Below are 26,985 nucleotides of genomic sequence, written 5' to 3'. Positions count from 1 at the left end.
CGCTGATAGTCTGAGCACCGTCAGACATCCTTTAACGACCCGTCCCGAGAGGCGGAGAAGGAGGTCCATTTGTCCACGTCCGAACCGTCGGCCCATACGCCTCCCGTCAGGGAGTTGCTCTCCGCTGCCGACGTCGGTCGCACGATCGCCAGGATCGCGCACCAGGTCATCGAGAAGACCGCGCTCGACGCGGAAACCGATCCGCCTCGCGTGGTGTTGATCGGAATCCCCACTCGCGGCACCACCCTCGCGCACCGCCTCGCGGTGAAGATCGAGGAGTTCTGCGGAGTCCGACCGCAGGTCGGGTCCCTCGACATCACCCTGTATCGCGACGACCTGCGGACCAAACCGCATCGGCCTCTCGAACGCACGTCCGTTCCGGACGGCGGCGTCGACGGCACGCTCGTCGTCCTCGTCGACGACGTCCTGTTCTCCGGACGCTCGGTCCGCTCCGCGCTGGACGCGCTGCGCGACCTCGGGCGCCCCCGGGCCGTGCAGTTGGCAGTGCTCGTGGACCGCGGTCACCGCGAGCTCCCGTTGCGCGCCGACTATGTCGGCAAGAACGTGCCGACGGCACGCAGCGAAGACGTCCAGGTACTGCTCGAGGAGCACGACGGCATCGACGCCGTCACCCTCAGCAGCGGAGAGAACGAGGAAACCGCACGGTGAAGCATCTGCTCTCGGTCACCGATCTCACGGCCGAGTCGGCCACCCGACTGCTCGACGACGCGGAACGGTTTCAGCAAGCCCTCCTCGGGCGCGAGGTCCGTAAGCTCCCGACCCTACGTGGTCGCACGGTGATGACCGTGTTCTTCGAGAACTCCACCCGCACCCGTGTCTCGTTCGAGGTCGCGGGCAAGTGGATGAGTGCGGACGTGATCAACGTCAGCGCGTCGAGTTCGTCGGTGAGCAAGGGGGAGTCGCTGCGCGACACCGCGCTCACCCTGCACGCCGCCGGCGCGGACGCCTTGATCGTTCGTCATCCCGCCTCGGGTGCGGCGCACCGGATCGCGGAGTGGACCGGCGACGGCAACGGCGGCGGACCTGCCGTCATCAACGCGGGCGACGGCACGCACGAGCACCCCACCCAGGCCCTGCTCGATGCGTTGACGTTGCGTCAGCGCCTCGGGGACATCGCAGGCAAGCGGATTCTGATCGTCGGCGACATCCTCCACAGCCGGGTGGCGCGCTCGAACGCATTCCTGCTGTCGACGCTCGGCGCCGAGGTCGTGCTGGTCGCTCCGCCGACGCTGCTTCCGGTCGGAGTGTCCAGCTGGCCGGTGACGGTGTCGTACTCGCTCGATGCGGAACTGCCCGGCGCGGACGCGGTCCTGATGCTGCGGGTCCAGGCGGAGCGGATGAACGGTGGGTTCTTCCCCTCGCCGCGTGAGTACTCGATCACGTACGGCCTCAACGAGCGTCGGCTGGCGTTGCTGCCCGATCATGCCGCGGTTCTGCATCCCGGCCCGATGCTGCGCGGCATGGAGATTGCCTCTGCCGTCGCTGATTCACCGAAAACTGCAGTGTTGCAACAGGTTACGAATGGAGTTCATGTCCGCATGGCGGTGTTGTTCGGATTGTTGGTCGGTACCGAGGAAGGTGCAGCGCTGTGAGCAGTGACAACTCCCGCGGCGACGTGGTGATCCGCGGGGTGCGGATCTACGGCGAGGGCGAGCCGCAGGACGTTCTGATCTCCGGCGGTGAGATCCGTGAGATCGGCACCGGTCTGACCGCGCCCGACGGCTCGACCGTCATCGACGCCGCGGGTCAGGTTCTTCTGCCCGGCTTCGTGGACATGCACACCCACCTGCGCGAGCCCGGTCGCGAGGACACCGAGACCATCGAATCCGGTTCCGCCGCGGCCGCTCTCGGCGGCTACACCGCGGTGTTCGCCATGGCCAACACGAATCCGGTCGCCGACTCCGTCGTCATCACCGACCACGTGTGGCGACGCGGCCAGGAGGTCGGCCTCGTCGACGTCCATCCGGTCGGCGCCGTCACCGTCGGTCTCGCAGGCAAGCAGCTCGCCGAGATGGCGACGATGGCCGCGGGCGTCGGGCAGGTCAAGTTGTTCTCCGACGACGGGCACTGCGTCGACGACCCGCTCATCATGCGCCGCGCACTCGAGTACTCCAGCGCGCTCGGTGTCCTCATCGCCCAGCATGCGGAGGAGCCGCGCCTGACCGTCGGCGCGGTCGCGCACGAGGGCCCGACCGCGGCCCGCCTCGGGCTCGGCGGCTGGCCCCGCGCTGCGGAGGAGTCGATCGTCGCCCGCGATGCGCTGCTCGCGCGTGACGCCGGGGCGCGGGTGCACATCTGCCACGCGTCCACCGCGGGCACCGTCGAGTTGCTGAAGTGGGCCAAGGGCCAGGGCATCTCGATCACCGCCGAGGTGACACCGCACCACCTGCTGCTCGACGACTCACGGCTCGAGACCTACGACGGCGTCAACCGGGTCAATCCGCCGCTTCGGGAACGTTCCGACGTGGAGGCGTTGCGTGTCGCGCTCGCCGAGGGCACCGTCGACTGCGTCGGCACCGACCACGCCCCGCACGCCGAGCAGGACAAGTGCTGCGAGTTCGCGCAGGCCCGGCCCGGCATGCTCGGGCTGGAAACGGCCCTCGCGATCATCGCGCAGACGATGGTCGAGACCGGTCTCCTGGACTGGCGCGGCGTCGCGAAGGTGATGAGCGAGCGGCCCGCCGAGATCGTCGGACTGCCCGACCAGGGTCGTCCGATTGCGGTCGGCGAACCGGCGAACCTGACGCTGGTCGACCCGAATCGGGAATGGACCGTCCACGGCCCCGAGCTGGCGTCGATTGCGAACAACACGCCGTTCGAGTCGATGACGTTCGGTGCGAAGGTCACCACGACGCTGCTGCGCGGTCGGGTGACCGTGCTGGGCGGGGAGGTGCAGCGATGAGCTGGGACCGGGTCTGGCTGACCGCCGGCTTCGTCCTCGTGTGGGTGCTGCTGGTCGCGCTGATGTACTGGGGTTGGAAGGGCCGCGCCAAGCGTCAACAGGACACGGTCGGGGAGTTGCCCGCCGTCCCCACGGACCTCGGAGCCCAGCTGATCGCACCGAGCACGGGACTGTACGTGGGCAGCACGCTCGCGCCGAGCTGGCAGAACCGGATCGCCGTCGGTGACCTCGGTCACCGCGCGAACTGCGACCTCGCCCGCTACGAACACGGAATCCTGATGGAACGGGACGGCGAGTCCCCGATCTGGATCCCGAACGAATCGATCCGCGCCATCCGCACCGAGCGGGGACTCGCGGGCAAGGTCATGACGAAGGACGGAGTCCTGGTGATCCGGTGGGAGCTCCCCACCGGTACGGAGATCGACACCGGATTCCGTGGAGACGACAAGAGTGTGTACCCGATCTGGGTGAACGGAGAGAAAGCGTGAGCATCGTGCAAGCAGGGCCCGCGGCCCTCGTCCTCGAGGACGGACGGATCTTCCGAGGCGTCGAATTCGGCGCCGTCGGACAGACTCTGGGCGAGGCGGTGTTCTCGACCGGCATGACCGGCTACCAGGAGACCCTCACCGACCCCAGCTACCACCGGCAGATCGTGGTCGCCACCGCGCCGCAGATCGGCAACACCGGCTGGAACGGCGAGGACGGCGAGGCACTCTCGGCCGGCCGCCAGGCCTCCGGCGACTCGAACAAGATCTGGGTCGCGGGCTATGTGGTTCGGGATCCGTCCCGCACGACGTCGAGCTGGCGGGCCACCGGGTCGCTGCAGGACGAGCTGGTCGCTCAGGGCGTCGTCGGCATCGCCGGCATCGACACCCGCGCACTGGTGCGCCACCTTCGTACCCGCGGTTCGATGCGCGCGGGCGTCTTCTCCGGCTCCGCGCTGGGCGACGACGCGTCGATGCTCGCCGCGGTGCAGGGTCAGCCGTCGATGCTCGGCGCCGACCTGGCGCGTGAGGTCAGCACCGACTCCGGCTACGTCATCGAGCCGATCGGCGGCGAGGCGCGGTTCACCGTCGCCGCCATCGACCTCGGTATCAAGACCAACACCCCGCGCATGTTCGCGCAGCGGGGCATCCGGGTGCACGTGCTGCCCTCGACGACGAGCCTCGAGCAGATCCTCGACCTCGGTGCCGACGGCGTGTTCCTGTCCAACGGTCCGGGCGACCCGGCGACCGCGGACGGTGCGGTGCACCTGACGAAGGAGGTCCTGGGCCAGGGGCTTCCTCTGTTCGGCATCTGCTTCGGTAACCAGATCCTCGGCCGCGCACTGGGCCTGAGTACCTACAAGATGAAGTTCGGCCATCGCGGCATCAACATCCCGGTCGTCGAGCACGAGACCGGACGTATCGCGATCACCGCTCAGAACCACGGGTTCGCCCTCGAAGGCGAGGCGGGCCAGGAGTTCGACACCCCGTTCGGTCGCGCCCAGGTCAGCCACACCTGCGCCAACGACGGTGCGGTCGAAGGTGTCCGTCTGCTCGACGGATCCGCCTTCTCCGTGCAGTACCACCCGGAGGCCGCGGCCGGTCCGCACGACGCCGCATACCTGTTCGACCGCTTCACCAGCCTGCTCGAAGGAGCCAAGAAGTAATGCCACGCCGCACAGATCTTCAGCACATCCTGGTGATCGGTTCGGGACCGATCGTCATCGGCCAGGCCTGCGAGTTCGACTACTCGGGCACCCAGGCGTGCCGCGTCCTGCGCGAGGAGGGCCTGCGAGTCTCGCTGGTCAACTCCAACCCCGCGACGATCATGACGGACCCCGAGTTCGCGGACGCCACCTACGTCGAGCCGATCACCGCCGAATTCGTCGAGAAGGTCATCGCCCGGGAAGCCGAGCAGGGCCACAAGATCGACGCCGTGCTCGCCACCCTCGGTGGGCAGACCGCCCTGAACACCGCTGTTGCGCTGCACGAGCAGGGCATCCTCGAGAAGTACGACGTCGAGCTGATCGGCGCCGACTTCGACGCAATCCAGCGCGGTGAGGACCGGCAGAAGTTCAAGGACATCGTCGCGAAGGTCGGCGGCGAGTCCGCGCGCTCGCGGGTCTGCTTCACGATGGCGGAGGTGCACGACACGGTTGCCGAGCTCGGCTACCCGGTGGTCGTGCGGCCCTCGTTCACGATGGGCGGCCTCGGTTCCGGCATGGCGTACGACGTCGACGACCTCAACCGCATCGCGGGCGGCGGCCTGGCCGCCTCGCCCACCGCGAACGTCCTGATCGAGGAGTCCATCCTCGGCTGGAAGGAGTACGAACTCGAGCTGATGCGCGACGGCCGCGACAACGTGGTCATCGTCTGCTCGATCGAGAACGTCGACCCGGTCGGTGTGCACACCGGCGACTCGGTGACCGTGGCCCCTGCCATGACGCTCACCGACCGCGAGTACCAGAAGATGCGCGACCTCTCCATCGACATCCTGCGTGAGGTCGGCGTCGACACCGGTGGCTGCAACATCCAGTTCGCGATGGACCCGACCGACGGCCGCCTGGTCGTCATCGAGATGAACCCGCGCGTGTCCCGTTCGTCGGCGCTGGCGTCGAAGGCGACCGGCTACCCGATCGCGAAGATGGCCGCGAAGCTGGCCATCGGCTACACCCTGGACGAGATCGTCAACGACATCACGAAGGAGACGCCTGCCTGCTTCGAGCCGACGCTCGACTACGTGGTCGTCAAGGCTCCGCGGTTCGCGTTCGAGAAGTTCCCGGGCGCCGACGGCACGCTGACCACGACGATGAAGTCGGTCGGCGAGGCCATGTCCATCGGCCGCAACTTCACCGAGGCGTTCGGCAAGGTCATGCGCTCACTGGAGACCAAGCGGGCCGGTTACTGGACGGGTCCCGAGGTCGAGACCGAGAGCCTGGAGGCGCTGCTGGCCGACCTGTCGGTCCCGCAGGACGGTCGCATGTACGGCATCGAGAAGGCGTTCGCACTCGGCGCCACCGTCGAGCAGCTCTTCGAGGCCACGAAGATCGATCCCTGGTTCCTCGACCAGTTCCAGCAGATCCACGAGCTCGGCGAGCAGATCCGCGCGGCCGAGAACCTGGACGAGCTGACGCTGCGGCAGGCCAAGTACCACGGCCTGTCCGACCGGCAGATCGCGGCGCTGCGCCCCTCGCAGTTCGCGGACGAGGACGCCGTCCGGGCGCTGCGCGACGAGCTGAAGGTGCACCCGGTCTACAAGACCGTCGACACCTGCGCCGCCGAGTTCGAGGCCAAGACCCCGTACCACTACTCGACGTACGAGCTGGACCCGAACGCGGAGACGGAGGTCGCGGAGCAGCGCGATCGGCCGAAGGTCCTCATCCTCGGTTCCGGTCCGAACCGCATCGGCCAGGGCATCGAGTTCGACTACTCGTGCGTGCATGCCGCGCTGACGCTGTCCGAGGCCGGGTACGAGACGGTCATGGTCAACTGCAACCCGGAGACCGTCTCCACCGACTACGACACCGCCGACCGGCTGTACTTCGAGCCGCTCACCTTCGAGGACGTCCTCGAGGTGTACCGCGCGGAGTCGGCGTCCGGAACGGTCGCGGGTGTCATCGTCCAACTCGGCGGACAGACGCCGCTGGGTCTGGCGAAGCGCCTCAAGGCGGCGGGTGTCCCGATCGTCGGAACCAGCCCCGAAGCCATCGACCTGGCCGAGGACCGCGGCGAGTTCGGGCGCGTCCTGACCGAGGCGGGCCTGCCTGCACCGAAGTTCGGCACCGCCACCACCTTCGACGGCGCTCGTGAGATCGCCGCCGGAATCGGATACCCGGTGCTGGTGCGCCCGTCCTACGTGCTCGGCGGCCGCGGCATGGAGATCGTCTACGACGAGGCTTCGCTGCAGGACTACATCTCCCGCGCGACGGAGATCTCCGATGATCGTCCGGTCCTGGTCGACCGATTCCTCGACGACGCCGTCGAGATCGACGTGGACGCGCTGTGCGACGGCACCGAGGTGTACCTCGGCGGCGTGATGGAACACATCGAGGAGGCCGGCATCCACTCCGGCGACTCGGCGTGTGCGCTGCCGCCGATCACGCTCGGACGCGCCGACCTCGAGAACGTGCGCCGGTCCACCGAGGCGCTGGCGAAGGGCATCGGCGTCAAGGGCCTGCTCAACGTCCAGTACGCGCTCAAGGACGACATCCTGTACGTCCTCGAGGCGAACCCCCGCGCGTCCCGCACGGTGCCGTTCGTGTCGAAGGCGACGGCGGTGCAGCTCGCGAAGGCGTGCGCCCGCGTGATGCTGGGCGAGTCGATCGCGGACCTGCGGGCCGCCGGCATCCTGCCCGAGTCCGGGGACGGTCTCGACGCTCCGATGACCGCCCCGATCGCGGTCAAGGAGGCGGTGCTGCCGTTCAACCGCTTCCGCCGCGCGGACGGTACCGGGATCGACACCCTCCTGAGCCCCGAGATGAAGTCGACGGGCGAGGTCATGGGTATCGACAAGGACTTCGGTACCGCGTTCGCGAAGAGCCAGACCGCCGCCTACGGGTCGCTGCCGACCAGCGGGAAGGTCTTCGTCTCGGTCGCCAACAAGGACAAGCGGTCGCTGCTGTTCCCGGTCAAGCGGCTCGCGGACCTCGGGTTCTCGATCCTCGCGACCGAGGGTACGGCCGATGTGCTGCGGCGTAACGGCATTCCCTGCGAGACGGTGCACAAGGCGTCCGGTGAGGTGCTGCCCGAGGGTGCGGTGACCATCGTCGACCAGATCAAGGCCGGCGAGGTCGACATGGTGATCAACACTCCGTACGGCAACTCGGGTCCGCGTGTCGACGGCTACGAGATCCGCGCGGCGGCGGTGTCGGCGAGCATCCCGTGCATCACGACGGTCCAGGGCGCCTCCGCGGCCGTCCAGGGCATCGAGGCGGGAATTCGCGGCGACATCGGTGTCCGGTCCCTGCAGGACCTGCATGCAGTGCTGCGGGAGCCCGCCTCGTGAGTTCCGATCGCTGGGGTGACCGGCTCCGGACCGCGGTCCGGAGCCGGGGCAGGCTGTGTGTCGGCATCGACCCGCATCCGCCTCTCCTCGACGCGTGGGGCCTGCCGAGAACGGCCGAGGGTCTCGCGGCATTCGCCGACATCTGCGTCGAGGCGTTCGCGGGCGAGGTCGCCCTCGTGAAGCCTCAGGTGGCGTTCTTCGAGGCGTACGGCTCGGCCGGGTTCGCCGTCCTGGAGCGCACCATCGTGGCGCTCCGGGACGCCGGGACGCTTGTCGTCGCGGACGCCAAGCGCGGGGACATCGGCTCGACGATGTCCGCGTACGCGCAGGCGTGGCTGGGGGAGGGCTCACCGCTCGTCTCGGACGCGGTGACGGTGTCTCCGTACCTGGGCTTCGGTGCCCTCGATCCGGCCGTGACGTTGGCGGGTGAGACCGGCAGGGGCCTGTTCGCGCTGGCCCGCACCTCGAACCCGGAGGGCGGTGGACTGCAGCAGTCCGTGACGTCCGACGGGCCCTCGGTGGCGCAGTCCATCGTCGATGCAGCGGTGGCACAGAACCGTGACGGCAACGACACGATCGGCCTGGTAGTGGGTGCGACACGCGGTCACGGCCTCGATCTGTCCGAGTTCGCCGGACCGATTCTGGCGCCGGGACTCGGTGCGCAGGGCGCCACCGTGCGTGATCTCGCCGACATTTTCGAAGGATCGCGAGAATTGTTGTTGCCCAACACGTCTCGTGATGTTCTCCGATCGGGTCCGTCCGTTTCGGCTCTGCGTGAGGCGGCTGTGCGGGTCCGTGACGAGGTCGAGACCGGCCTCGCATAGCCGACGCGTTTTGCCGCCTCGGGTCGGGGGGTGGGTTCGCAATCGTCGCCCGGCGTGAGTACGGTCGCTATCGCCCCTGGTTATCCGGGGGTTGTAGGCATTTGCACACGACGAGACGGAGGAACCGTGGCCCTTCCCCAGTTGACCGATGAGCAGCGTGCTGCTGCTTTGGAGAAGGCGGCTGCCGCCCGTAAGGCCCGGGCTGAGCTCAAGGAGCGCCTCAAGCGCGGCGGCACCGACCTCAAGCAGGTCCTCAAGGACGCCGAGAATGACGAGATCCTGGGCAAGATGAAGGTGTCCGCCCTGCTCGAGGCCCTGCCCAAGGTGGGCAAGGTCAAGGCGCAGGAGATCATGACCGAGCTGGAGATCGCTCCGACCCGCCGCCTGCGTGGCCTCGGCGATCGTCAGCGCAAGGCGCTGCTGACCAGGTTCGATTTCGAGGCCTGAGTCGCAGGTGGCTGACGCACACAACGTGTCAGACCGCGAGACCACCACGCCGCGAGCGAAGGGGAGCGCATCCTCCCAGTCCGCGGCGGGGGACGACGCAGTGCGGAGGGGCCGGCTGGTGGTACTGGCCGGCCCCTCCGCCGTCGGTAAGTCGACTGTCGTGCGCATGCTGCACGAACGGCTCCCCGACCTGGTCTTCAGCGTGTCTGCAACGACAAGGGATCCCCGCCCGGGCGAGGTGGACGGCCGCGACTACCGGTTCGTCACGCCCGCCGAGTTCGATCGGATGATCGACGCCGGTGAGCTCCTCGAATGGGCCGAGATCCACGGCGGACTCCAGCGGTCCGGCACGCCCGCCGCGCCGGTCGAGGCCGCGCTCGCCGCCGGACATCCCGTCCTGGTCGAGGTCGACCTGGCCGGAGCCCGCGCGGTGCGGGCTGCGATGCCGGAGGCGGTACTCGTGTTCCTCGCCCCGCCGAGCTGGGAGGAACTGGTGTCGCGGCTGACGTCGCGGGGCACCGAATCCGAGGACGTGGTGGCCCGCAGGCTGGAGACCGCGCGGGTCGAACTCGCCGCCAAGGACGAGTTCGACGAGGTCGTCGTCAACATCGACGTCGACCGAGCCTGCGACGACTTGGTATCCTTGTTGGTCGGCGACCAGCACTGATCGCCGTTGTCGCAGATAACGACCAGTTCAGCTCGATTTTCTCAACCGCTCGACCAACCGTAGGAGACTCGCCAGTGAGCGCAACCACCGCAGTCGCGACCGATCGTCACGGAATCCCGGCGTACGACACGCCGCTGGGCATCACCAACCCGCCGATCGACGAGCTGCTCGAGCGCACCTCCTCGAAGTACGCGCTGGTGATCTACGCGGCCAAGCGCGCGCGTCAGATCAACGACTACTACAACCAGCTCGGCGACGGCATCCTCGAGTACGTCGGCCCGCTGGTCGAGCCGGGCCTCCAGGAGAAGCCGCTGTCGATCGCGATGCGCGAGATCCACTCGGACCTGCTCGAGCACACCGAGGGCGAGTGACCCACTCCGTAATCACCCGGAACGCCCCGATACTGTGGCGTCCGTGACGGATTCGCTTACCGATACCGCCGGTTCACCACGACGCATCGTCGTCGGGGTGGGCGGCGGTATCGCCGCATACAAGGCCTGTTCGATCATCCGTGGCTTCACGGAGGCCGGGCACCACGTCCGGGTGGTTCCCACCGAGTCGGCGCTCGAGTTCGTCGGTCGCGCCACCTTCGAGGCGCTGTCCGGGAACCCGGTGCAGACCGGCGTCTTCACGGATGTGCCGCAGGTGCCGCACGTGCGGCTCGGGCAGGAAGCGGACCTCCTGGTCATCGCGCCTGCCACGGCCGACCTGATGGCCCGTGCCGCGCACGGCCGCGCCGACGACCTGCTCACCGCGACCCTGCTGACCGCGCGCTGTCCGGTGCTGTTCGCGCCCGCGATGCACACCGAGATGTGGGAGCACCCCGCAACGGTCGACAATGTCGCGACCCTGCGGTCGCGTGGCATCGTCGTGATCGAACCGGCCTCCGGCAGGCTCACCGGCAAGGACACCGGTGCAGGCCGCCTGCCCGAGCCCGACGAGATCCTCGGACTGGCGAACCTGCTCCTGGAGCGGGCCGACGGACTGCCTCGGGACCTGGAGGGGCGGCGGATCGTCGTGTCGGCGGGCGGAACGCGGGAACCGCTCGACCCCGTGCGCTTCCTCGGCAACCGCAGTTCCGGCAAGCAGGGCTACGCGATCGCACGCCTCGCCGCGCAGCGCGGCGCCGAGGTGACCCTCGTCGCCGGCTACACGGCCGAACTGGCCGACCCGGCTGCGGTCGACGTCGTCCGGGTGAAGACGGCGCGGGACATGAAGGTCGCGGTCGACGCGATCGCGCCGACCGCCGACGCCGTGGTGATGGCCGCGGCCGTGGCCGATTTCCGGCCCACCACACTCGCTGCGTCCAAGATCAAGAAGGGTGCCGACGAGCCGGACGTCGTCCCGCTGACCCGCAACGACGACATCCTCGCGGGCCTGGTGCGGGCCCGCGCCGACGGCTCGCTGCCCGCCGCGACGCGCATCGTCGGATTCGCCGCGGAAACCGGCGACGCCAACGGCAGCGTCCTCGACCACGCCCGCGAGAAGTTCGCGCGCAAGGGCTGCGACCTGCTGGTCGTCAACGCGGTCGGCGACGGCAAGGCGTTCGAGGTCGACAGCAACGACGGGTGGCTGTTGTCGGCGGACGGTTCCGAGCACGCGCTGGCCCACGGTTCCAAGGCGCTGATGGCGAGCCGGGTGCTCGACGCCGTTGCGGACCTGCTGTCCGGCGATTCCGCGGGTGCCGGGCACGCCGGAAGCTCGTAGTGTGGGTGTGACGGCGATCGCATCGCGAACGCCGTGATCCTAAGTGTTCTTATCTGCCGTACCAGGCATTAATGTTCGTGTGCGATACATCATCAGTTGGCGAGAGGGAGATCTGTGAGCAAGTCCGGTAGTCGGCTATTCACCAGCGAGTCTGTGACCGAGGGGCACCCGGACAAGATCTGTGACGCGATCAGCGACTCCGTTCTCGACGCACTGCTCGAGCAGGACCCCCGCAGCCGCGTCGCCGTCGAGACATTGGTGACGACCGGACAGGTCCACGTCGCGGGCGAGGTCACCACCTCGGCGTACGCCGACATCCCCAAGATCGTGCGTGACAAGGTCCTCGAGATAGGTTACGACTCGTCGGCCAAGGGATTCGACGGCAACTCCTGCGGTGTCAACATCGCGATCGGTGCACAGTCGCCGGAGATCGCGCAGGGTGTCGACCACTCGCACGAGGCGCGCGTCGAGGGCAGCTCCGACGACGACATCGATCGTCAGGGCGCGGGCGACCAGGGTCTGATGTTCGGCTACGCCTGCACCGACACCCCGGAACTGATGCCGCTGCCGATCGCGCTCGCGCACCGGCTCTCCCGTCGCCTCACCGAGGTCCGCAAGTCCGGCGTCCTGCCCTACCTGCGTCCGGACGGCAAGACCCAGGTCACGATCGAGTACGACGGCGACAGGGCCGTCCGCCTCGACACCGTCGTCGTGTCCACGCAGCACGCCGCGGATATCGACCTCGACAACCTGCTCACCCCGGACATCCGCGAGAAGGTGCTCGGCTCGGTGCTCGCCGAGATCGACGTGCCCTCGCTGGACACGTCCGACGTCCGCCTGCTCGTCAACCCCACCGGCAAGTTCGTGCTCGGTGGTCCGATGGGTGACGCGGGCCTGACCGGCCGCAAGATCATCGTCGACACCTACGGCGGTATGGCCCGTCATGGTGGTGGAGCGTTCTCCGGTAAGGATCCGTCGAAGGTGGACCGTTCTGCCGCGTACGCGATGCGCTGGGTGGCGAAGAACGCTGTCGCCGCGGGTCTGGCCGACCGCATCGAGGTGCAGGTCGCGTACGCCATCGGCAAGGCCGCCCCGGTCGGGCTGTTCGTCGAGACGTTCGGCACCGAGAAGACCGATCCGGCCCGCATCCAGTCGGCGATCTCCGAGATCTTTGACCTGCGTCCCGGCGCGATCATCCGCGACCTCGACCTGCTGCGCCCGATCTACGCCAAGACGGCGGCGTACGGCCACTTCGGCCGCACCGACATCGACCTGCCGTGGGAGCACACGGACCGCGCCGAGAAGCTGCGCGCGGCCGCCGGGCTCTAGGGCGTGCCTCCCAATCCCATATCGGCGCCCCTGGCGCCAAATCGCCGCCATGCTGCGTTGTCGTCGGCGCCGGTACAACCCCGGTATCGGCTTCTCCTCCGCGCAGAAGCGGAGCCCGCGGAGCGACTCCTCGGTCTTGCCGGACGCCGATTTCTTCGCCAGGTGCATCCGATGGGAATCGGGAGACACCCCCTGGCTCCTCGTCCGAGCCGCTCACCGTTCGCGGTGGGCGGCTCGTGTCGTTCGGGCCGGTGGGGCGCGTGACGGCCGCCCGTGAGGCCGCGTCCACGCTGCCGGTCGCGCGGGTGTTGCCGATCCTGCCGGTGGCGCATCTGGACCGCGAGTTCGACTACCTGGTTCCCCTGGAGTTGGACGAGCAGGCCCGGCCAGGGGTTCGGGTGCGGATCCGGTTCTCGGGACGGCTCGTCGACGGGTTCCTGCTCGAACGCATCCAGACGAGCGAGCATCCCGGCAAGCTGGGCTGGCTCGAACGGGTGGTGTCGTCCGAGCCGGTGCTGACCGCCGAGGTCGCGACGCTGGTCGACGCCGTCGCCGCCCGCTACGCGGGGACACGTGCGGACGTGCTGCGGCTGGCCGTCCCGCCGCGGCACGCTCGCGTGGAGGCAGAGGAGGCGGCGGAGCCGGCGGTGGCCACCGCCGATCCGGACCTGTCGGCATGGTCCGCCTACCGCTACGGCGACAGTTTCGTGTCCGCGCTGGTCGACGGCCGCTCGCCGCGCGCGGTGTGGCAGGCACTGCCGGGGGAGGACTGGCCGACCCGCATCGGCGAACTCGCCGCGGTGGTGGCGCGTGGCGGACGATCCACCGTGATCGTCGTCCCGGACCAGAAGGACCTCGACCGCGTCGCCTCGGCGTGTGCGGCCGTTCTCGGTGACGACCTGGTCGTTCCGCTTGCCGCGGGACTGGGTCCCGCGATGCGGTATCGACGCTGGCTGGCGGCGCTGCGCGGCACGGCGAAGGTGGTCGTCGGCACCCGCGCTTCGGTGTTCGCCCCCGTCCCCGACCTGGGTCTGATCGTCGTCTGGGACGACGGCGACGACCTGCACGCCGAACCGCGCGCGCCGTACCCGCACGCCCGCGAGGTCGCGCTGCTGCGCGCGCACGGGACGGGTGCGGCCGCCGTCATCGGGTCGCATTCGCGCACGGTGGAGGCGCAGGCCCTCGTCGAGTCGGGGTGGGCGAGCGACCTCGTCGCGGATCGGCCGGTGGTGCGGTCCCGCGCGCCGCAGGTGACGGCGCTCGCCGACAGCGATCACGCACTGGCCCGCGATCCCGGTGCCCGTGCGGCGAGGCTGCCGGGGATCGCGTTCACCGCGGCCCGTGAGGCGCTCGCGGCGGATACCGGCGTGCTGGTGCAGGTTCCACGCCGCGGCTACGTCCCGTCGCTGGCGTGTGGGAAGTGCCGCGCGCCGGCGCGCTGCCGACGCTGCAACGGCCCGCTCGCGTTGCCGGCAGCGGCCGCGCCCGACGGTGCAGGCACACCCAGCTGTCGGTGGTGCGGTGTCGCGGATGCCACACATCGGTGCAACGTCTGTGGTTCGCGGCAGCTGCGCGCGGTGGTCGTCGGGGCGGGTCGAACCGCGGAGGAGTTGGGGCGGGCGTTCCCCGGCGTCCCGGTGCGGATGTCGGGTGGCGGTGAGGTGCTGACGGACGTGAAACCCGGTGCGGCGCTGGTCGTCTCGACTGTCGGCGCCGAACCCGTGATGCAGGGTGGCTACGGCGCCGCGCTGCTGCTCGACGGGTGGGCGTTGCTCGGGCGTGCCGACCTGCGAGCCGAGGAGGAGACGCTGCGCCGCTGGATGACGGCGGGCGCGCTCGTCCGGCCCGCGTCGGCAGGGGGCCGGGTGGTTGTCGTCGCCGACTCGGGTATCCCGGCCGTACAGGCTCTGGTGCGCTGGGATCCTGTGGGGGCGGCGAGGATTCAGCTTGCGCAGCGCGCCGAGGTGCACTTTCCTCCGACCGTTCACATGGCGGCGGTCGATGGCACCCGCGCGGCGATCGACGCGTTCCTCGGAGCCGCCGTGCTGCCCGCGGACGCCGAGAAGCTGGGGCCCGTCCCGCTGCCGGCGGGGGAGCGGGTGCCGTTCGGTGGCGACGGCCCGGAGCCCGACGAGGTGGAACGCATGCTGGTGCGGGTGCCGCGCGAATCGGGTGCCGCGCTGTCGCGGGCGCTGCGGGAGGCGCAGTCGAGCCGCGCGGCCCGCAAGGAGTCCGGACCTCTGCGTGTGCAGATCGATCCGCTCCGGATCGGCTGACGCGCTCCACCTGGCAGCGAACACTGTGACGTCGAGAATCATCCTTGTCGTAGACCGATTGTCGATATATCGTTGAGTGTGTCGATAACGAATGAAGGGAACGACATCATGGATAACATTCAGCGAGACATGAGCGAGCGTGGCCGCCCCAGGCGTCCCGGTCGGATCGGCCGTGACAGCCGCCGCGGGGACATCGGTCCGGAGGGTGGCGGTGACGCGGGTCGAGGCGAATCCGGTCGTCAGGGAGCGGATTTCGGGTCGCGTGGCGACTACGGGCCGCGTGGCGACTACGGCCCTCGTGGTGATTACGGGCCGCGCGGCGACTTCGGTCCGCGCGGGGATTACGGTCCACGGGGTGACTACGGACCGCGAGGGGATTACGGCCCGCGCGGTGACTACGGCCCGGGTGCGGGGCGGCGGTCCCGGGGTCCGGTCGAGGACCGGCTCGGGCGGGGGCGCGGCCGAGGGGGCAGGGGACGCCGCGGCGACGTCCGGTCGGCGGTGCTCCTGCTGCTTGGCGAGCAGCCGATGCACGGTTACGAGCTGATCCAGCGCATCGCAGAACGCAGCAACGGGGTGTGGAAGCCGAGCCCCGGGTCCATCTACCCGGCGCTCTCCCAGCTGGAGGACGAGGGATTCGTTCTCATCGAGAAGGTGGACGGGCGCAAGACGGCCCGGCTCACGGACGCGGGCGTCACCTACGTCGAGGAGCATCGCGACGAACTCGGCAACCCGTGGGACGAGATCAGAGCCTCCGTCGGCAGGCCGGCGCAGGAACTGCGTGGACTGATGAACCAGTTGACCGGAGCGGTCCGTCAGGTCGCCTCCGTCGGCACCATCGATCAGGCCAGGGCTGCGGGCGAGGTGCTGACCGGGGCGAAACGTGCGATCTACCGAATTCTCGCCGACGAACCGGGCGATACCAGCGGAGTTTCTGACAGAGAACAGTGACGAACAGCAGTTCATAATGCGAGCATGATGAGCCTGGTTCCGCGTCGCTCGGGGAGAACGTCATGAGGGTCGGGGTATTGGTTGGCGGCGCGCTGATGGGTGCAGTGATGCTGGTTGCTGCGACGGCAGGTGGCGCGAGTGCGGCACCGGCCGGCAGTGCCGGGTCGACCGCCGCAGACCCGGTGTCGGTGTCGAATGTGCCGCTCCTGCCCGGACCCGTGCAGGCCGCCCATGCGGGGGCCGCCGACTTCGCGGAAGCGCATCCCGGAAGCGTCCCGCCCGGCACCAACGACTTCGGGTGCCGGCCCACCCCGCAGCACCCCAATCCGGTCGTGCTCGCCCACGGCAGCGACTCCAGCACCTACTCGGACTGGGCCGCGATCGCGCCCAGACTTCATAACGCCGGGTACTGCGTGTTCGCCCTCGACTTCGGCGCCGCACCCGGTGCCACGTCGTACGGCAACGAGGACATGTACCTCAGTGCCGAGCAAATCGCCGACTTCGTGGGCCGCGTCCTCCGCGAAACCGGTGCTACGAAGGTCGATCTCGTCGGGTTCTCCCAGGGCGCGACCGTCACGCGGTACTTCGTCAACGATCTCGGCGGCGCGGCGGTCGTCGACAAGTGGATCGGCATCGCGTCACCCAGCTACGGCGGCATCTTCTACGGACTGGTGCCCGCCGCGGACGCGATCCCCGGCGGACGCGACATCGTGAGCCTGTTCACCACGGTGGCCGTCGCGCAGCAGGCGCAGGGATCGGACTTCCTCGCCGACCTCAACGGGAACGGCGACACCGTGCCCGGCGTCCGGTACACCACCATCGGGACCCGCTACGACGAGATGATCCAGCCGTACACGAACATCGCGATGCGGGGCCCTGGCGCCACGAACATCCTGATCCAGGATCGCTGCCCGCAGAACATGACCGGCCACATGAACATGGTCTACGACGAGTACACCATCGGACTCGCGCTGCAGGCCCTCGATCCGACGGCGCCCGACCCCGTCTGCCGTCCGGTGCCACTGGGCACGGGAATGCTCGGCATGATCGGGCGGTGACGGGGTCGAGCGAGGTCGGGAGTCGTCAGTCGGCGAGTGCCGCGAACCCCTGCGCCCACCGGAAGTACTTGTTGGTGCCGAGGTCGGCGACCGTCTTGATGCCGAACGCCGCCGCGAGATGGTCGGCGTCGCTCTCGCTCACCCCCTGAAGAGCGGAGACGGGGGCCTTCGCGATCTCCTCGATCGACTTGCCTTCCCATGCCTTGTCGAGCTTGTTGTCCGTACCTGCCATGTCGACCTCCGTGTGTGTTCGGTGGTACTCGGGCGTGCGCGCGGTCGGGCCGCGCGACAGCAAGTCTGGCAACGAAGTGCGGCGGAACGCGGGGGTACAGGCCGAGGTTTGCGAAACCGTTGCATCGGCGACACCCTCTGCGCCGGTCCGAGGCAGGCGTTGCCGCCTGTGGTCGGGAACGGGGCGCCACTTCCCTAGACTGTTCTGGACCGTCGCATCGACTTCCCGGGAGCAGCCCAGTGAGTGTTCAGCCTGTTCGCCTCTTCGGCGATCCCGTCCTGCGGACCCGTGCGGACGAGGTGGTCGAGTTCGATCGGGAGCTGGAGCAGCTGGTCACGGACCTGGTGGACACCATGCGCGAGCACGAGGGTGCAGGCATCGCGGCCCCTCAGATCGGTGTGTCTCTGCGAGTGTTCGCGTACGACTGCGGCGACATGTTCGGGCACATCGTGAACCCGACCTACGAGGTCGTCGGCGACGACGAGCAGGTGGGCACCGAGGGCTGCCTGTCGATTCCCGGCGTGCGCGCGGACATCCGGCGGGCGACGACCGTTCGCGTCAGCGGCGTCGACATGCACGGCGAACCGGTGTCCTTCGAGTGCACCGACATCATGGCCCGCTGCGTCCAGCACGAGACGGACCATCTGGACGGGGTGCTGTTCCTGTCGCGGATGGAACCGGCCGACCGGAAGTCCGCGATGCGCACACTTCGCGACGCTCCGTGGCTCGGCGCGGACGCGGGGGTGCGCTGACATGCGGATCGTCTTCGCGGGCACACCCGAACCCGCAGTGCCGTCCCTGGCCCGGCTGATCGCGTCGACCCGGCACGAGGTCGTCGCCGTCGTGACGCGTCCAGACGCCGTCGCTGGTCGTGGCCGCAAGGTCACCCGGTCGCCGGTCGGGCTGCTGGCCGACGAGCACGGCATCGAGGTCCTCACCCCCGCCCGGGCGTCCGACCCGGACTTCCTGGCCCGGCTGACGGAGCTGGCGCCGGACTGTGCGCCCGTCGTCGCGTACGGCGCACTGCTGCCGCGGCCTGTCCTCGACGTCCCGAAGTACGGCTGGGTGAACCTGCACTTCTCGCTGCTACCGGCATGGCGTGGCGCCGCGCCTGTGCAGGCCTCGATCGCCGCCGGTGACGACATGACCGGTGCCAGCGCCTTCCGCCTCGAAGAGGGTCTCGACACGGGACCCGTCTACGGGGTCGCCACCGAACGGGTCCGCGACACCGACACCGCGGGCGAGTTGCTCGGTCGGCTCGCGGAAAGTGGCGCTTACCTGCTCGAATCGGTGCTCGACGGCATCGAGGACGGTGCGCTGATCCCGGTCCCGCAGCCCGACGACGGTGTCTCGCACGCCCCCAAGGTGACGGTCGAGTCGGCTCGTGTCGACTGGACGCTGCCCGCCGCGGTGATCGATCGTCGCATCCGGTCCGTGACGCCCGCGCCCGGTGCGTGGACACAGGTCGGGGACCTGCGCGTGAAGGTGGCGCCGGTGACCCCCGTCGACGCGCTGGACGCGCCGCTCGAACCGGGCCAGTTCCTGGTCCGCAAGGACGGCTGCTACGTCGGAACCGCGACCACACCCGTACGGCTGAGTCAGGTTCAGCCGCAAGGAAAGAAGCTCATGGCGGCAGCAGACTGGGCGCGCGGTGCGCGCCTCGACCCCGAGGTGCGTGCACAATGACCGAATCCAGACGTCCGTCCCGCGGCAACCGCGGCCGCCCCCGCGACAACGCGGACCGAACCGGCAACCAGAACGGCAAGCGGCCCAACACGCGCCCCCGGCAGGCGAAGCGGCCCGACGGTGCGGGCGTCGACAAGCCGCGAACCGCGGCTCGCGACGTCCTGCGCGCGGTCCGGGAGCGCGACTCCTACGCGAACCTCGTCCTCCCCGCGTTGCTGCGGGAGCGGGGGATCGACGGCCGCGACGCCGCACTCGCCACCGAACTGACCTACGGCGCGTGCCGTGCCCAGGGACTGCTCGATGCCGTGATCTCCGCGGGAGCGGGCCGGCCGGTCGACGAGATCGACGGACCCCTGCTCGACGTCCTGCGTCTCGGCGCCTACCAGCTGCTGCGAACCCGGATCGGATCGCACGCCGCGGTCGCGACGTCCGTCGACCTGGTCCGCACCGAATTCGGCAGTGGCCGAGCCGGTTTCGTCAATGCCGTGCTACGACGTGTTGCGGAGAAGTCCGAGGACGAGTGGGTCGCGCAGCTCGCGCCCGACGCAGATCGAGACAAGATCGGGTACCTCGCGTTCCGGTATGCGCACCCGGTGTGGATCGCGCAGGCGTTCGCCGACGCCCTCGGCGCCGACGCCGCGGAACTCGAGCAGGTACTGGCCGCGGACGACGCGCGTCCTGCCGTGCACCTCGTCGCGCGGCCGGGGGAGATCTCGGCGGAGGAACTCGCACTGATCACCGGTGGCGAGGAAGGCCCGTACTCGCCGTACGCGGTGCACCTCGACGGCGGCGATCCCGGCCAGCTCGAACCGGTCCGGGAAGGTCTCGCGGCCGTGCAGGACGAGGGCAGCCAGCTCGTCGCCCTCGCGCTCGCGCGCGCCACCCTGAACGGTCCCGACGGCGGGCGCTGGCTCGACCTGTGCGCCGGCCCCGGCGGCAAGGCCGCGCTGCTGGGCGCGCTCGCCGCGATCGAAGGTGCGCGGGTCGACGCCGTCGAGCCTGCGGCGCACCGCGCCGACCTGGTTCGCAAGACCACCCGCGGGCTGCCCGTCGACGTCCACGTCGCCGACGGCCGCGACCCGGGCCTCCAGCCGGGCTTCGACCGGATCCTCGTCGACGCGCCCTGCACCGGACTTGGTGCGTTGCGCAGGCGTCCCGAGGCGCGGTGGCGTCGCAAGCCGTCCGATGTCGCCGAACTCGTCGCCCTGCAGCGTGAACTGCTGGCGTCCGCGATCTCCCTGGTCCGTCCCGGCGGCGTCGTCCTGTACTCCACCTGCTCGCCGCACCTGTCGGAAACGGCCGCCGTCGTCGCGGATGCCGTCCGCAGGCACGGAGTCGAAGCGCTCGACACCCGCGAGTTCGTGCCCGGTGTTCCGACCATCGGCGCCGGTCCGGGGGTTCAGTTGTGGCCGCACCGGCACGGCACCGACGCGATGTTCATGGCGGCGTTGCGCAAGCCGCAGTGATCGAGACCCCCGAACGGGCGGTTGCCGGGACATTCGCCCAAAGGTGGCCTTGGTAGCCGCCCGTTCGACGCTCGCACAGGGCGCGAGTTCAGGTGAGCGGTCCACGTCCGTGTTTGTTGTGCAGTCGATTCGTCGCCGGGTCGCGCTGTAGGTGACCCCGCCGAGAATTCGGGCGGCCGATGCTCACCCGTGAACCCGGATCGGCTGCATCATGTCGTGGTCCTGGTGTTCGAGGTTGTGGCAATGCCAGGTGTACCCGCGGTTCTCCTGGTCGGCACCGTGGTGCCCCTCCGCGTCGGCAGGGACCGGAATCGGTGCGTCCGGGTCGAAGCCGAGGTCGGCGGCCGAGGGCCAGCGCACGAGGAGGGTGAGCACCGCGTCGGCCTCGACGAGCGCGGTATCCTTCCAGCCCGTCTCCCACGCTGCCGGCAATGTTCGCTGCCCGATGAGGAACGGGGTGGGGTCGGGAGCCCAGCGGATGCCGTCCTCGAGCGGCGGGGGCGAGCCGGCCATGTAGCCGGCGGTCCACAGCTTCTGCCTGCCGAGCACCCGGAACCGGGCCAGGTGCAGGTGGACGGGATGTTCGAACGGGAAGGTGTTGACGATCTGCCAGATCTCGGTCGTGCCGGCCTGGGCGACGTTGACGTCGTCGGTGAGGAACGGAAGATTGTTGATCGTCCCCGCCAGTGGCAGCACCGCGGCCGTGCGGTTCAGGTCGAACCGGGCCAGGAACGTCATGATCCGGGTGCGGGCGACGCCGTCGGTGGTGGCGGGGGCGATCGCCGGGGGGAGTCCCGGCCCGCCGCGCAGCCGTCCCGGTATCGGAACCGGTGCGGCCGCAGCCTGATCCGCATCGAACCGCATGATCTCGGGCAGTGCAGGGACCCCGAGCACGGCGTTGCCGGAACTGTTGAGGGCAGTGTTGACGAGTGTCACCGACTCGCCCGGCGCGAGCGCCGAGAAGTCCACCAGCAGGTCGGCGCGTTCCCCGGAGGTCATGACGATGTGGTCGGTGTCGACCGAGGCGTCGAGCAGGCCCTGGTCGCCGCCGATCACCGTGAACCGCATCCCGTTCGAGAACCCGAACCGGTAGGTGCGCGAATTGGAGGCCTGCACGAGTCGTAGCCGATACAGCGTGCGTCGCACCGGCATCCGTGGCCATGCGACCCCGTTGACCACGGCGACGTCGCCGAACTGGCCGCCCTGGTTGTAGCCGGGAGGCTGGAAGCGGGCCAGCCGCGGCTGCAGCGTTCCGTCGGCGTTGAACATGCGGTCCTGCACCATGATCGGCACCTCGAACTCGCCGGCCGGCAGCCCGAGCGGATTGTCGGCGCGTCCGGTGTCGAACTCGTCGCGCAGCAGATAGAACCCGGCGAGCCCGGCCTGCACGTTCAGTCGGGTGTTCGCCATCGCGTGGTCGTGGTACCAGAGGGTGGTGGCCTCCTGGGAGTTGGCGTAGTGATTGGTCTGCACGCCGCCTCGCCGCCACGCGATCAACGGGTGCCCGTCCGAGTCAGGACGGCTCGGCGCGCCGTGCAGGTGCACCGTCGTCCGTGGATTCGTCCGGTCTTCCTCGGTGGCGCCGTGCATCGTCAGGTCGACGGCGTCGCCGAGCGGATTGATGTCGATCCCGTTGGCGAACGACACCGTTGCCGGCGAGCCGCGCCGGGCTTCGAGTGTCGGGCCGAGGAGTCCGGCGTGGTATCCGAGGACTGTCGTCGTCGGCAGATCCGGGTGGTACGCGTGGGTGCTGGACTGCGCGGTGAGCGTTCCCGCCGCCGCCGTCGTCGTCAAGCGTGGCAGGTCGGTGACGAACCGGCGCAGCGGCGGTGACGAGAAATTCAACGGACTCGGGTCGACGGGTGGGGGCAGATCGGGGATCGGGACCGGCGGCGGTGGGACTGGTGCACCCGGTGCGGCGGAGGCCGCGGGTGCGCCCAGCCAGCCGAGCGCGGCGGCCGAACCGGTCAGTCCGAAGAATCCGCGTCGCGAGATTTTCATCGTCGAACTCCTTTGGCTGTCAGGCACAGGGAGAAGCAACTGCTCGGGATGCTACCGAGGGGTCGGCCGCGACACGCCGCTATCCATCGCATCCGAACGACCCGCGGCCCTAGGGCCTCGGGTCCCTTCTGCACATCGCCGACGGCGGGTCGGGTCGTGCGGGAACTGGCTGTGCGTGAGGATGAGCGAGCAACGGTGCGCACTTCGCGCGCTGGACGGTGCCGGTGGCGGTCGGGGTTCGGCTGCCGCCTGGCGGTGGGCGGCGTCCGCGGGCACACTCGCGGGCATGGGTGGATTCTCACGGGCGGCGAAGGTCGTCAACAAGGCAGTGGTCCCGTTGCTCGAACTCCCGGTCGTCGGGCGGCTGCTCGGTCGGGGGATGGTCGTGCTCGCCTATCGCGGGCGCAGATCGGGCAACCGCGTCGAGCTTCCCGTCGCGTATCGCCGTAGTGGCGACGAGGTGTCGGTGAGCGTCGCACTTCCCGATCAGAAGACCTGGTGGCGCAACTTCACCGGCGAGGGTGGTCCGATCGAGCTGCAGCTTCCGGAGGGGACCAGGGCCGGGCACGCCGTCAGCCGCCGCGACGACAAGGGCTCGGTGACGGTGGTCGTCGCGCTCGCTCCGGTGGGGTGAGACGCGCGCTCGCGTCACACTCCTGCCTTCAGTGGTGGTGTGCGACGACGTTGATCACCGTGCCGTCGGGTGCGCGCACGAAGAACCGTCGTACGCCCCACTTCTCGACCGTGAGGGGATGCACGATCTCGTAGTCGGCCCGGACCGCTTCCTCGTAGGCGGCGTCGAGGTCGTCGACGTGGACCGAGATCGCTGAATCCTCGGGCGCCGTCGCGTCTCCGGTGACGAGCTGGACGTGGGCGCCCGTCTCGGGGTCGGTATAGCGGGCGACCCACCCGAGGTTGAACTCCTCGGTGCTCAAGCCGAGATAGTCGGTGTAGAAAGACCTCGCGGCGTCGATGTCGGCCACCGGCAGGTTCGTGGTGATTCGCCTGACTCGCATGGTGTCGATCGTAGTTAGGCTGGACCGATGCGTGGCGAGTACAAGGTTCCCGGCGGCAAACTCGTGATCGTCGATGTCGAGACGGAGGACGGGCGGCTGTCGCGGGTGGGGCTGTCCGGCGACTTCTTCCTCGAACCCGACGAGGCGCTCGGCGACATCGTCGCCGCGGTGACCGGCATGTCCGTGAATGCCGATGCCGCGCAACTGGGGCAGGCGATCACGGATGCACTCGGTGACGGGGTCGCGATGATCGGGTTCACCCCCGAATCCATTGGCATCGCGATCCGTCGCGCACTCGGCCACGCCACGGGCTGGTACGACCACACCTTCGACGTCGTCGGGCCGGTCGTGCTCGACCCGGCGATGCACGTGGCGCTCGACGAGGTCATCACGCGAGAGGTCGCGTCGGGGGAACGCGGGCCGACGCTGCGGTTCTGGGACTGGGACTCACCGCTCGTGGTGATCGGCTCGTTCCAGTCGGTGCGCAACGAAGTCGACGAGGAGGCTGCGGCGCGACACGGCATCGGCATCGTGCGACGCATCTCCGGCGGCGGCGCGATGTTCATGGAACCGGGCAACTGCATCACCTACTCGCTGTCCGTTCCCACCTCGCTCGTCGACGGACTGAGCTTCGAGCGGTCCTACGAGTTCCTCGACCAGTGGGTGATGGGTGCGCTCGCCGACGTCGGTATCAAGGCCCGGTACGTCCTCATCAACGACATCGTCTCCGAGCACGGCAAGATCGGCGGCGCCGCACAGAAGCGGTTCGTCGCCGGTGCGGTGCTGCACCACGTGACGATGTCCTATGACATCGACGCCGACAAGATGACCGAGGTGCTGCGCATCGGCCGGGAGAAGATCTCCGACAAGGGAATCACCAGCTCCGGCAAGCGGGTCGACCCGATGCGCTCCCAGACCGGCATGTCGAGGGCTGAGATCATCGGTGCGTTCGTCGCACATTTCCGCGCCCGCTATGACACCCGGCCGAGCGAGTACACCGACGCCGAACTGGCCGCCGCGCGTGAACTGGTCGAGACCAAGTTCACGACGGACGCCTGGACGCGCCGGGTGCCGTGACGCCTTTCGGCCCGCCTGCGGACACCCGGACTCACGGCACGGGACTGCGCAACTTCGGGACCGTGGGTAGTAGCGCGACGAGGACGGCCAGGACGCCGTAGCCGGCGGTGAGCGTGGCGACCGTGGCGACGCCCGCGACGAGCAGCGGGCCGCCCGCGTCGCCGAGTTCGCGGCCCAGTTCGGCCGCGCCCATCGTCTGCCCGATGCGTTCCGGGGGAGTCGACGACGCGAGGGACGCGAAGCCGAGCGGAGTGATGATGCCGGTGCCGACGCCGATACCGACGGCCGCGACGAGCACGCCCGCCAGGCCCGGCACCATTGCGAAGGCGAGACCGGCGGCGGTGATCAGCAGGCCGACGCTGATGCCCGCGCGGGCGGTGAACCTGCCCGCGTCGTACCGACGTCCGATCTGGGGTTGGACGAACGCGGCGGTCGCGGCGAGGACGGACACCGCGGCTCCGGTCGCGACCGGGCCGAGGCCCGCCGCCGCACCGGAGACCGGGAGGAACCCGACGCCGACCGACAGCGCCGCGGTCGCGGCGGCGAGCGCGGCGGTCGGTGCGAGGAAGGTGCGGTCGGTGAGGCGCCGGGCGAGGTCGACGACGGTCTGCCGGGTCTTCGGCAGCGGCGGTACCGCGGGCACGGCGGCCGCGGCCCACACGGCGGTCACCGCGGCGACGACGGTGAGGACCACGAAGAGGGCCGGCAGTCCGCCGAGCCAGACGATGACGCCCCCGATCAACGGGCCGAGGGTATAGCCGATGCTCTTGAAGAAGCCGTAGCTGCCGAACGCCTTGCCGTGCGAGGCGTTCGGGTTCAGCCGTGCGACGAGGGCGCCGGCAGCGGGGGAGAACGCCGACGCCGCGGCGCCCTGCCCGAGGCGCGTCACCCACAGCCATGTTTCGTCGTCGGCGACGACGAACAGCGCAGAGCAGACGGCGAACGCGATCAGACCGCCGATCATCACGGGCTTGGCGCCGATCCGATCGGCGAGGGTGCCGAACACGGGCTTGAGGATCACCTCGGCGCCGTCGTACAGGGCGAGGAGCAGACCCAGGTAGAGGAGCGAGCTCTGCAGGTCACCGGCGTCGGAACCGAGGGTGGCCGCAACCGAGTGGGCACCGAAGGCGGTGGTGAATCCCGCCGCGTACAGCGGCCACACCTGCCAGGTCGGTGGCGTCGTACTCGGGGAACTCATTCCGCATCCTCTCGGGGGCTCGTGCTGTCGGTTCCGTGCAGCGTCTCGAATACCCGCTCGGTGTAGTCCGCGAGTCGGTCGGTGCAGTGGCGGAGTCGTGCGGCGGCGGCCGCAGCGCTCGGGGCGCCGAACACGTCGCGAGCCTTGATGTCGCGGTGCCAGCGTCGCAGTCGCTCGAGACTCTGCTCCTCCTCGTCGAGTTCCGCGAGGGTGAATTTCGCTGTGCGGATCTCCTTGTCGATCTCCGCTTCGAACTTGTCGCAGTCGGAGAGGAATTCGGTCCAGTCGTCCTCGCGGGCGGCGGTGAACATCGCCTCGAATCGACCGGAGTCGTCGTCGGTGACACCGGTGGCGCGTAGCGCGACGGTCTCGCCGCCGGCGCGGCCTGCGAGTTCCCTCGCTCTGCCGAGGCCGGCCGAGAACGCGGGGACGTCGGGGACCGCCCACACGCCTTGCCCCAAGGACAGTGCGCCCACCTTGCGCAGCTCCCGCCACACCGCAACGCGGTGTCGCGTCGGCTCGGCAGCGAGCCGGATCACCAGCACCGTCCACTCGACATTCGAGGAGGAATCAGCAGTCACACTCTGAAATGTAACAGGCGTTACAAGTCCCAAGCTGACCCCGACGGGAATACCGCGGAGCGTGAGGCGTTTCACTCAGTACTGGGTCCTGCGGATGCCGAGGGCACAGTCCCGGTTATCGGATATCGAGAACCGGGGACAGCGGGTTCGCTCCCCGCGGAGCCCCGCATTCCGCGCCTGCTGGAGGGCTGGGCGACACCACCCGACGCTGTCCGTCGGCGACTGCTGTGCCGCGACCGGTCTTTCGGACCGGAAGGAAGGCACGATCATGACGTTGGCCGTCAGTTTCGTCGAGTTTCTCGCTGCCGGGGCCGTCGCTGTCCCGCTACTCGCATTTCCCTCATCGGTTGCGAATTCGTCAGCGCTCCCGGGTGTCACTGCACCGGTGGCCGTAGTCGGTGTCGATGGTCCGCTCGACGATGGTTCGGACGATGACCGCGACCGGGACCGGGACGCTCAGGACCGCCGCGACGAGCAACGGCAACAGCAGCTTGAACGCCGACAGGAACGATGCGAGGAGTATCAGGTGCCACCGCCGCCGATGTGCATGCTCCCAC

Annotated in this window: 26 protein-coding genes; 20 read left to right on the top strand and 6 right to left on the bottom strand. The window is 69.4% G+C overall.

What is annotated here, in order from left to right:
* Positions 1-69 precede the first annotated feature (69 nt).
* The 15 genes from pyrR to RHCRD62_RS17340 all read left to right on the top strand — a co-directional run bounded on the left by pyrR (position 70) and on the right by RHCRD62_RS17340 (position 17,171).
* Positions 70-669, top strand: a complete 600-nt coding sequence (gene pyrR / locus RHCRD62_RS17410; protein ID WP_050066010.1) for a bifunctional pyr operon transcriptional regulator/uracil phosphoribosyltransferase PyrR — start codon at positions 70-72, stop codon at positions 667-669.
* A complete protein-coding gene (locus RHCRD62_RS17405) occupies positions 666-1,613 on the top strand; it encodes an aspartate carbamoyltransferase catalytic subunit (RefSeq protein WP_050066009.1) in 948 nt (315 codons plus the stop codon). The genes pyrR and RHCRD62_RS17405 overlap by 4 nt, the downstream gene beginning before the upstream one ends.
* Positions 1,610-2,923: a dihydroorotase gene (locus RHCRD62_RS17400; RefSeq protein WP_050066008.1), complete on the top strand. Its 1,314-nt coding sequence runs from the start codon at positions 1,610-1,612 to the stop codon at positions 2,921-2,923. The genes RHCRD62_RS17405 and RHCRD62_RS17400 overlap by 4 nt, the downstream gene beginning before the upstream one ends.
* Complete coding sequence (locus RHCRD62_RS17395) at positions 2,920-3,411, top strand: PH-like domain-containing protein (protein ID WP_050066007.1); 492 nt, start codon at positions 2,920-2,922, stop codon at positions 3,409-3,411. The genes RHCRD62_RS17400 and RHCRD62_RS17395 overlap by 4 nt, the downstream gene beginning before the upstream one ends.
* Complete coding sequence (gene carA / locus RHCRD62_RS17390; RefSeq protein WP_050066006.1) at positions 3,408-4,574, top strand: glutamine-hydrolyzing carbamoyl-phosphate synthase small subunit; 1,167 nt, start codon at positions 3,408-3,410, stop codon at positions 4,572-4,574. The genes RHCRD62_RS17395 and carA overlap by 4 nt, the downstream gene beginning before the upstream one ends.
* Positions 4,574-7,912 carry a carbamoyl-phosphate synthase large subunit gene (gene carB, locus RHCRD62_RS17385; RefSeq protein WP_050066005.1) on the top strand — a complete coding sequence of 1,113 codons (3,339 nt, stop codon included), beginning with the start codon at positions 4,574-4,576 and terminating at the stop codon, positions 7,910-7,912. Before carA ends, carB begins: the two co-directional genes overlap by 1 nt.
* Positions 7,909-8,736 (top strand): orotidine-5'-phosphate decarboxylase, encoded by an 828-nt coding sequence (gene pyrF, locus RHCRD62_RS17380; protein WP_084734334.1) that lies wholly within the window; start codon positions 7,909-7,911, stop codon positions 8,734-8,736. The genes carB and pyrF overlap by 4 nt, the downstream gene beginning before the upstream one ends.
* Positions 8,737-8,862: 126 nt before the next feature.
* Positions 8,863-9,183: an integration host factor, actinobacterial type gene (gene mihF / locus RHCRD62_RS17375; protein ID WP_050066004.1), complete on the top strand. Its 321-nt coding sequence runs from the start codon at positions 8,863-8,865 to the stop codon at positions 9,181-9,183.
* A gap of 118 nt (positions 9,184-9,301) precedes the next feature.
* A complete protein-coding gene (gene gmk / locus RHCRD62_RS17370; RefSeq protein WP_050066247.1) occupies positions 9,302-9,850 on the top strand; it encodes a guanylate kinase in 549 nt (182 codons plus the stop codon).
* Positions 9,851-9,924: 74 nt separating this feature from the next.
* Positions 9,925-10,221, top strand: coding sequence for a DNA-directed RNA polymerase subunit omega (rpoZ, locus tag RHCRD62_RS17365; RefSeq protein ID WP_050066003.1), 297 nt, complete (start codon positions 9,925-9,927; stop codon positions 10,219-10,221).
* Positions 10,222-10,255: 34 nt separating this feature from the next.
* Positions 10,256-11,557: a bifunctional phosphopantothenoylcysteine decarboxylase/phosphopantothenate--cysteine ligase CoaBC gene (gene coaBC, locus RHCRD62_RS17360; RefSeq protein WP_050066002.1), complete on the top strand. Its 1,302-nt coding sequence runs from the start codon at positions 10,256-10,258 to the stop codon at positions 11,555-11,557.
* A 114-nt stretch (positions 11,558-11,671) separates the two neighbouring features.
* Positions 11,672-12,886, top strand: a complete 1,215-nt coding sequence (gene metK / locus RHCRD62_RS17355; RefSeq protein ID WP_050066001.1) for a methionine adenosyltransferase — start codon at positions 11,672-11,674, stop codon at positions 12,884-12,886.
* 260 nt (positions 12,887-13,146) lie between these two features.
* Positions 13,147-15,162 (top strand): primosomal protein N', encoded by a 2,016-nt coding sequence (locus RHCRD62_RS17350; protein ID WP_172671089.1) that lies wholly within the window; start codon positions 13,147-13,149, stop codon positions 15,160-15,162.
* Between the two features lie 108 nt (positions 15,163-15,270).
* Complete coding sequence (locus RHCRD62_RS25550; protein ID WP_084734333.1) at positions 15,271-16,113, top strand: PadR family transcriptional regulator; 843 nt, start codon at positions 15,271-15,273, stop codon at positions 16,111-16,113.
* Positions 16,114-16,175: 62 nt separating this feature from the next.
* Entirely contained in the window at positions 16,176-17,171 is a 996-nt protein-coding gene (locus RHCRD62_RS17340; RefSeq protein ID WP_050066000.1) for an esterase/lipase family protein, read from the top strand.
* A 25-nt stretch (positions 17,172-17,196) separates the two neighbouring features.
* On the opposite strand, the gene RHCRD62_RS17335 is transcribed toward RHCRD62_RS17340, so the two are convergent.
* Positions 17,197-17,403, bottom strand: coding sequence for a hypothetical protein (locus tag RHCRD62_RS17335; RefSeq protein ID WP_050066244.1), 207 nt, complete (start codon positions 17,401-17,403; stop codon positions 17,197-17,199).
* Positions 17,404-17,642: 239 nt separating this feature from the next.
* On the opposite strand from RHCRD62_RS17335, the gene def reads away from it, so the two are divergent.
* From def to RHCRD62_RS17320, 3 genes are read left to right on the top strand one after another with little or no spacing between them, the layout of a single operon-like run.
* The gene (def, locus tag RHCRD62_RS17330) at positions 17,643-18,155 is read left to right on the top strand and encodes a peptide deformylase (protein WP_050065999.1); all 513 of its coding nucleotides are present in this window, start codon (positions 17,643-17,645) and stop codon (positions 18,153-18,155) included.
* Position 18,156: 1 nt separating this feature from the next.
* Positions 18,157-19,089: a methionyl-tRNA formyltransferase gene (fmt, locus tag RHCRD62_RS17325; protein WP_050065998.1), complete on the top strand. Its 933-nt coding sequence runs from the start codon at positions 18,157-18,159 to the stop codon at positions 19,087-19,089.
* A complete protein-coding gene (locus tag RHCRD62_RS17320) occupies positions 19,086-20,555 on the top strand; it encodes an RsmB/NOP family class I SAM-dependent RNA methyltransferase (RefSeq protein ID WP_050065997.1) in 1,470 nt (489 codons plus the stop codon). The genes fmt and RHCRD62_RS17320 overlap by 4 nt, the downstream gene beginning before the upstream one ends.
* Before the next feature lie 183 nt (positions 20,556-20,738).
* On the opposite strand, the gene RHCRD62_RS17315 is transcribed toward RHCRD62_RS17320, so the two are convergent.
* Positions 20,739-22,556 carry a multicopper oxidase family protein gene (locus RHCRD62_RS17315; RefSeq protein ID WP_050065996.1) on the bottom strand — a complete coding sequence of 606 codons (1,818 nt, stop codon included), beginning with the start codon at positions 22,554-22,556 and terminating at the stop codon, positions 20,739-20,741.
* 181 nt (positions 22,557-22,737) lie between these two features.
* Here RHCRD62_RS17315 and RHCRD62_RS17310 point away from each other — a divergent pair, with 181 nt between their 5' ends.
* Complete coding sequence (locus RHCRD62_RS17310; protein WP_367379652.1) at positions 22,738-23,190, top strand: hypothetical protein; 453 nt, start codon at positions 22,738-22,740, stop codon at positions 23,188-23,190.
* 28 nt (positions 23,191-23,218) lie between these two features.
* On the opposite strand, the gene RHCRD62_RS17305 is transcribed toward RHCRD62_RS17310, so the two are convergent.
* On the bottom strand, positions 23,219-23,572 hold the full coding sequence (locus RHCRD62_RS17305) for a VOC family protein (protein WP_050065995.1): 354 nt from the start codon (positions 23,570-23,572) through the stop codon (positions 23,219-23,221).
* 27 nt (positions 23,573-23,599) lie between these two features.
* On the opposite strand from RHCRD62_RS17305, the gene RHCRD62_RS17300 reads away from it, so the two are divergent.
* Positions 23,600-24,649 carry a lipoate-protein ligase LplAB gene (locus RHCRD62_RS17300; RefSeq protein ID WP_050065994.1) on the top strand — a complete coding sequence of 350 codons (1,050 nt, stop codon included), beginning with the start codon at positions 23,600-23,602 and terminating at the stop codon, positions 24,647-24,649.
* A 31-nt stretch (positions 24,650-24,680) separates the two neighbouring features.
* Here the strand turns inward: RHCRD62_RS17300 and RHCRD62_RS17295 are convergent, their stop codons facing one another.
* The 3 genes from RHCRD62_RS17295 to RHCRD62_RS26635 all read right to left on the bottom strand — a co-directional run bounded on the left by RHCRD62_RS17295 (position 24,681) and on the right by RHCRD62_RS26635 (position 26,912).
* The gene (locus RHCRD62_RS17295) at positions 24,681-25,847 is read right to left on the bottom strand and encodes an MFS transporter (RefSeq protein ID WP_050065993.1); all 1,167 of its coding nucleotides are present in this window, start codon (positions 25,845-25,847) and stop codon (positions 24,681-24,683) included.
* Positions 25,844-26,428 (bottom strand): Chromate resistance protein ChrB, encoded by a 585-nt coding sequence (locus RHCRD62_RS17290; protein WP_050065992.1) that lies wholly within the window; start codon positions 26,426-26,428, stop codon positions 25,844-25,846. Before RHCRD62_RS17290 ends, RHCRD62_RS17295 begins: the two co-directional genes overlap by 4 nt.
* Positions 26,429-26,786: 358 nt before the next feature.
* Complete coding sequence (locus RHCRD62_RS26635; RefSeq protein WP_301280728.1) at positions 26,787-26,912, bottom strand: hypothetical protein; 126 nt, start codon at positions 26,910-26,912, stop codon at positions 26,787-26,789.
* Positions 26,913-26,985 lie beyond the last annotated feature (73 nt).

Source organism: Rhodococcus sp. RD6.2 (assembly GCF_001040705.1).
Lineage (GTDB): Bacteria > Actinomycetota > Actinomycetes > Mycobacteriales > Mycobacteriaceae > Rhodococcus_G.
This window is presented reverse-complemented; position numbering and strand designations above follow the sequence as displayed.

Coding starts and splice junctions, on each gene's coding strand:
- RHCRD62_RS17315 (WP_050065996.1), bottom strand. CDS start 22,556: ATGAAAATCTCGCGACGCGGATTCTTCGGACTGACCGGTTCGGCCGCC.
- RHCRD62_RS17295 (WP_050065993.1), bottom strand. CDS start 25,847: ATGAGTTCCCCGAGTACGACGCCACCGACCTGGCAGGTGTGGCCGCTG.
- RHCRD62_RS17340 (WP_050066000.1), top strand. CDS start 16,176: ATGAGGGTCGGGGTATTGGTTGGCGGCGCGCTGATGGGTGCAGTGATG.
- carB (WP_050066005.1), top strand. CDS start 4,574: ATGCCACGCCGCACAGATCTTCAGCACATCCTGGTGATCGGTTCGGGA.
- RHCRD62_RS17300 (WP_050065994.1), top strand. CDS start 23,600: ATGCGTGGCGAGTACAAGGTTCCCGGCGGCAAACTCGTGATCGTCGAT.
- RHCRD62_RS17395 (WP_050066007.1), top strand. CDS start 2,920: ATGAGCTGGGACCGGGTCTGGCTGACCGCCGGCTTCGTCCTCGTGTGG.
- fmt (WP_050065998.1), top strand. CDS start 18,157: ATGCGGATCGTCTTCGCGGGCACACCCGAACCCGCAGTGCCGTCCCTG.
- RHCRD62_RS17310 (WP_367379652.1), top strand. CDS start 22,738: ATGAGCGAGCAACGGTGCGCACTTCGCGCGCTGGACGGTGCCGGTGGC.
- RHCRD62_RS17320 (WP_050065997.1), top strand. CDS start 19,086: ATGACCGAATCCAGACGTCCGTCCCGCGGCAACCGCGGCCGCCCCCGC.
- RHCRD62_RS17305 (WP_050065995.1), bottom strand. CDS start 23,572: ATGCGAGTCAGGCGAATCACCACGAACCTGCCGGTGGCCGACATCGAC.
- RHCRD62_RS17335 (WP_050066244.1), bottom strand. CDS start 17,403: ATGGCAGGTACGGACAACAAGCTCGACAAGGCATGGGAAGGCAAGTCG.
- RHCRD62_RS25550 (WP_084734333.1), top strand. CDS start 15,271: ATGGATAACATTCAGCGAGACATGAGCGAGCGTGGCCGCCCCAGGCGT.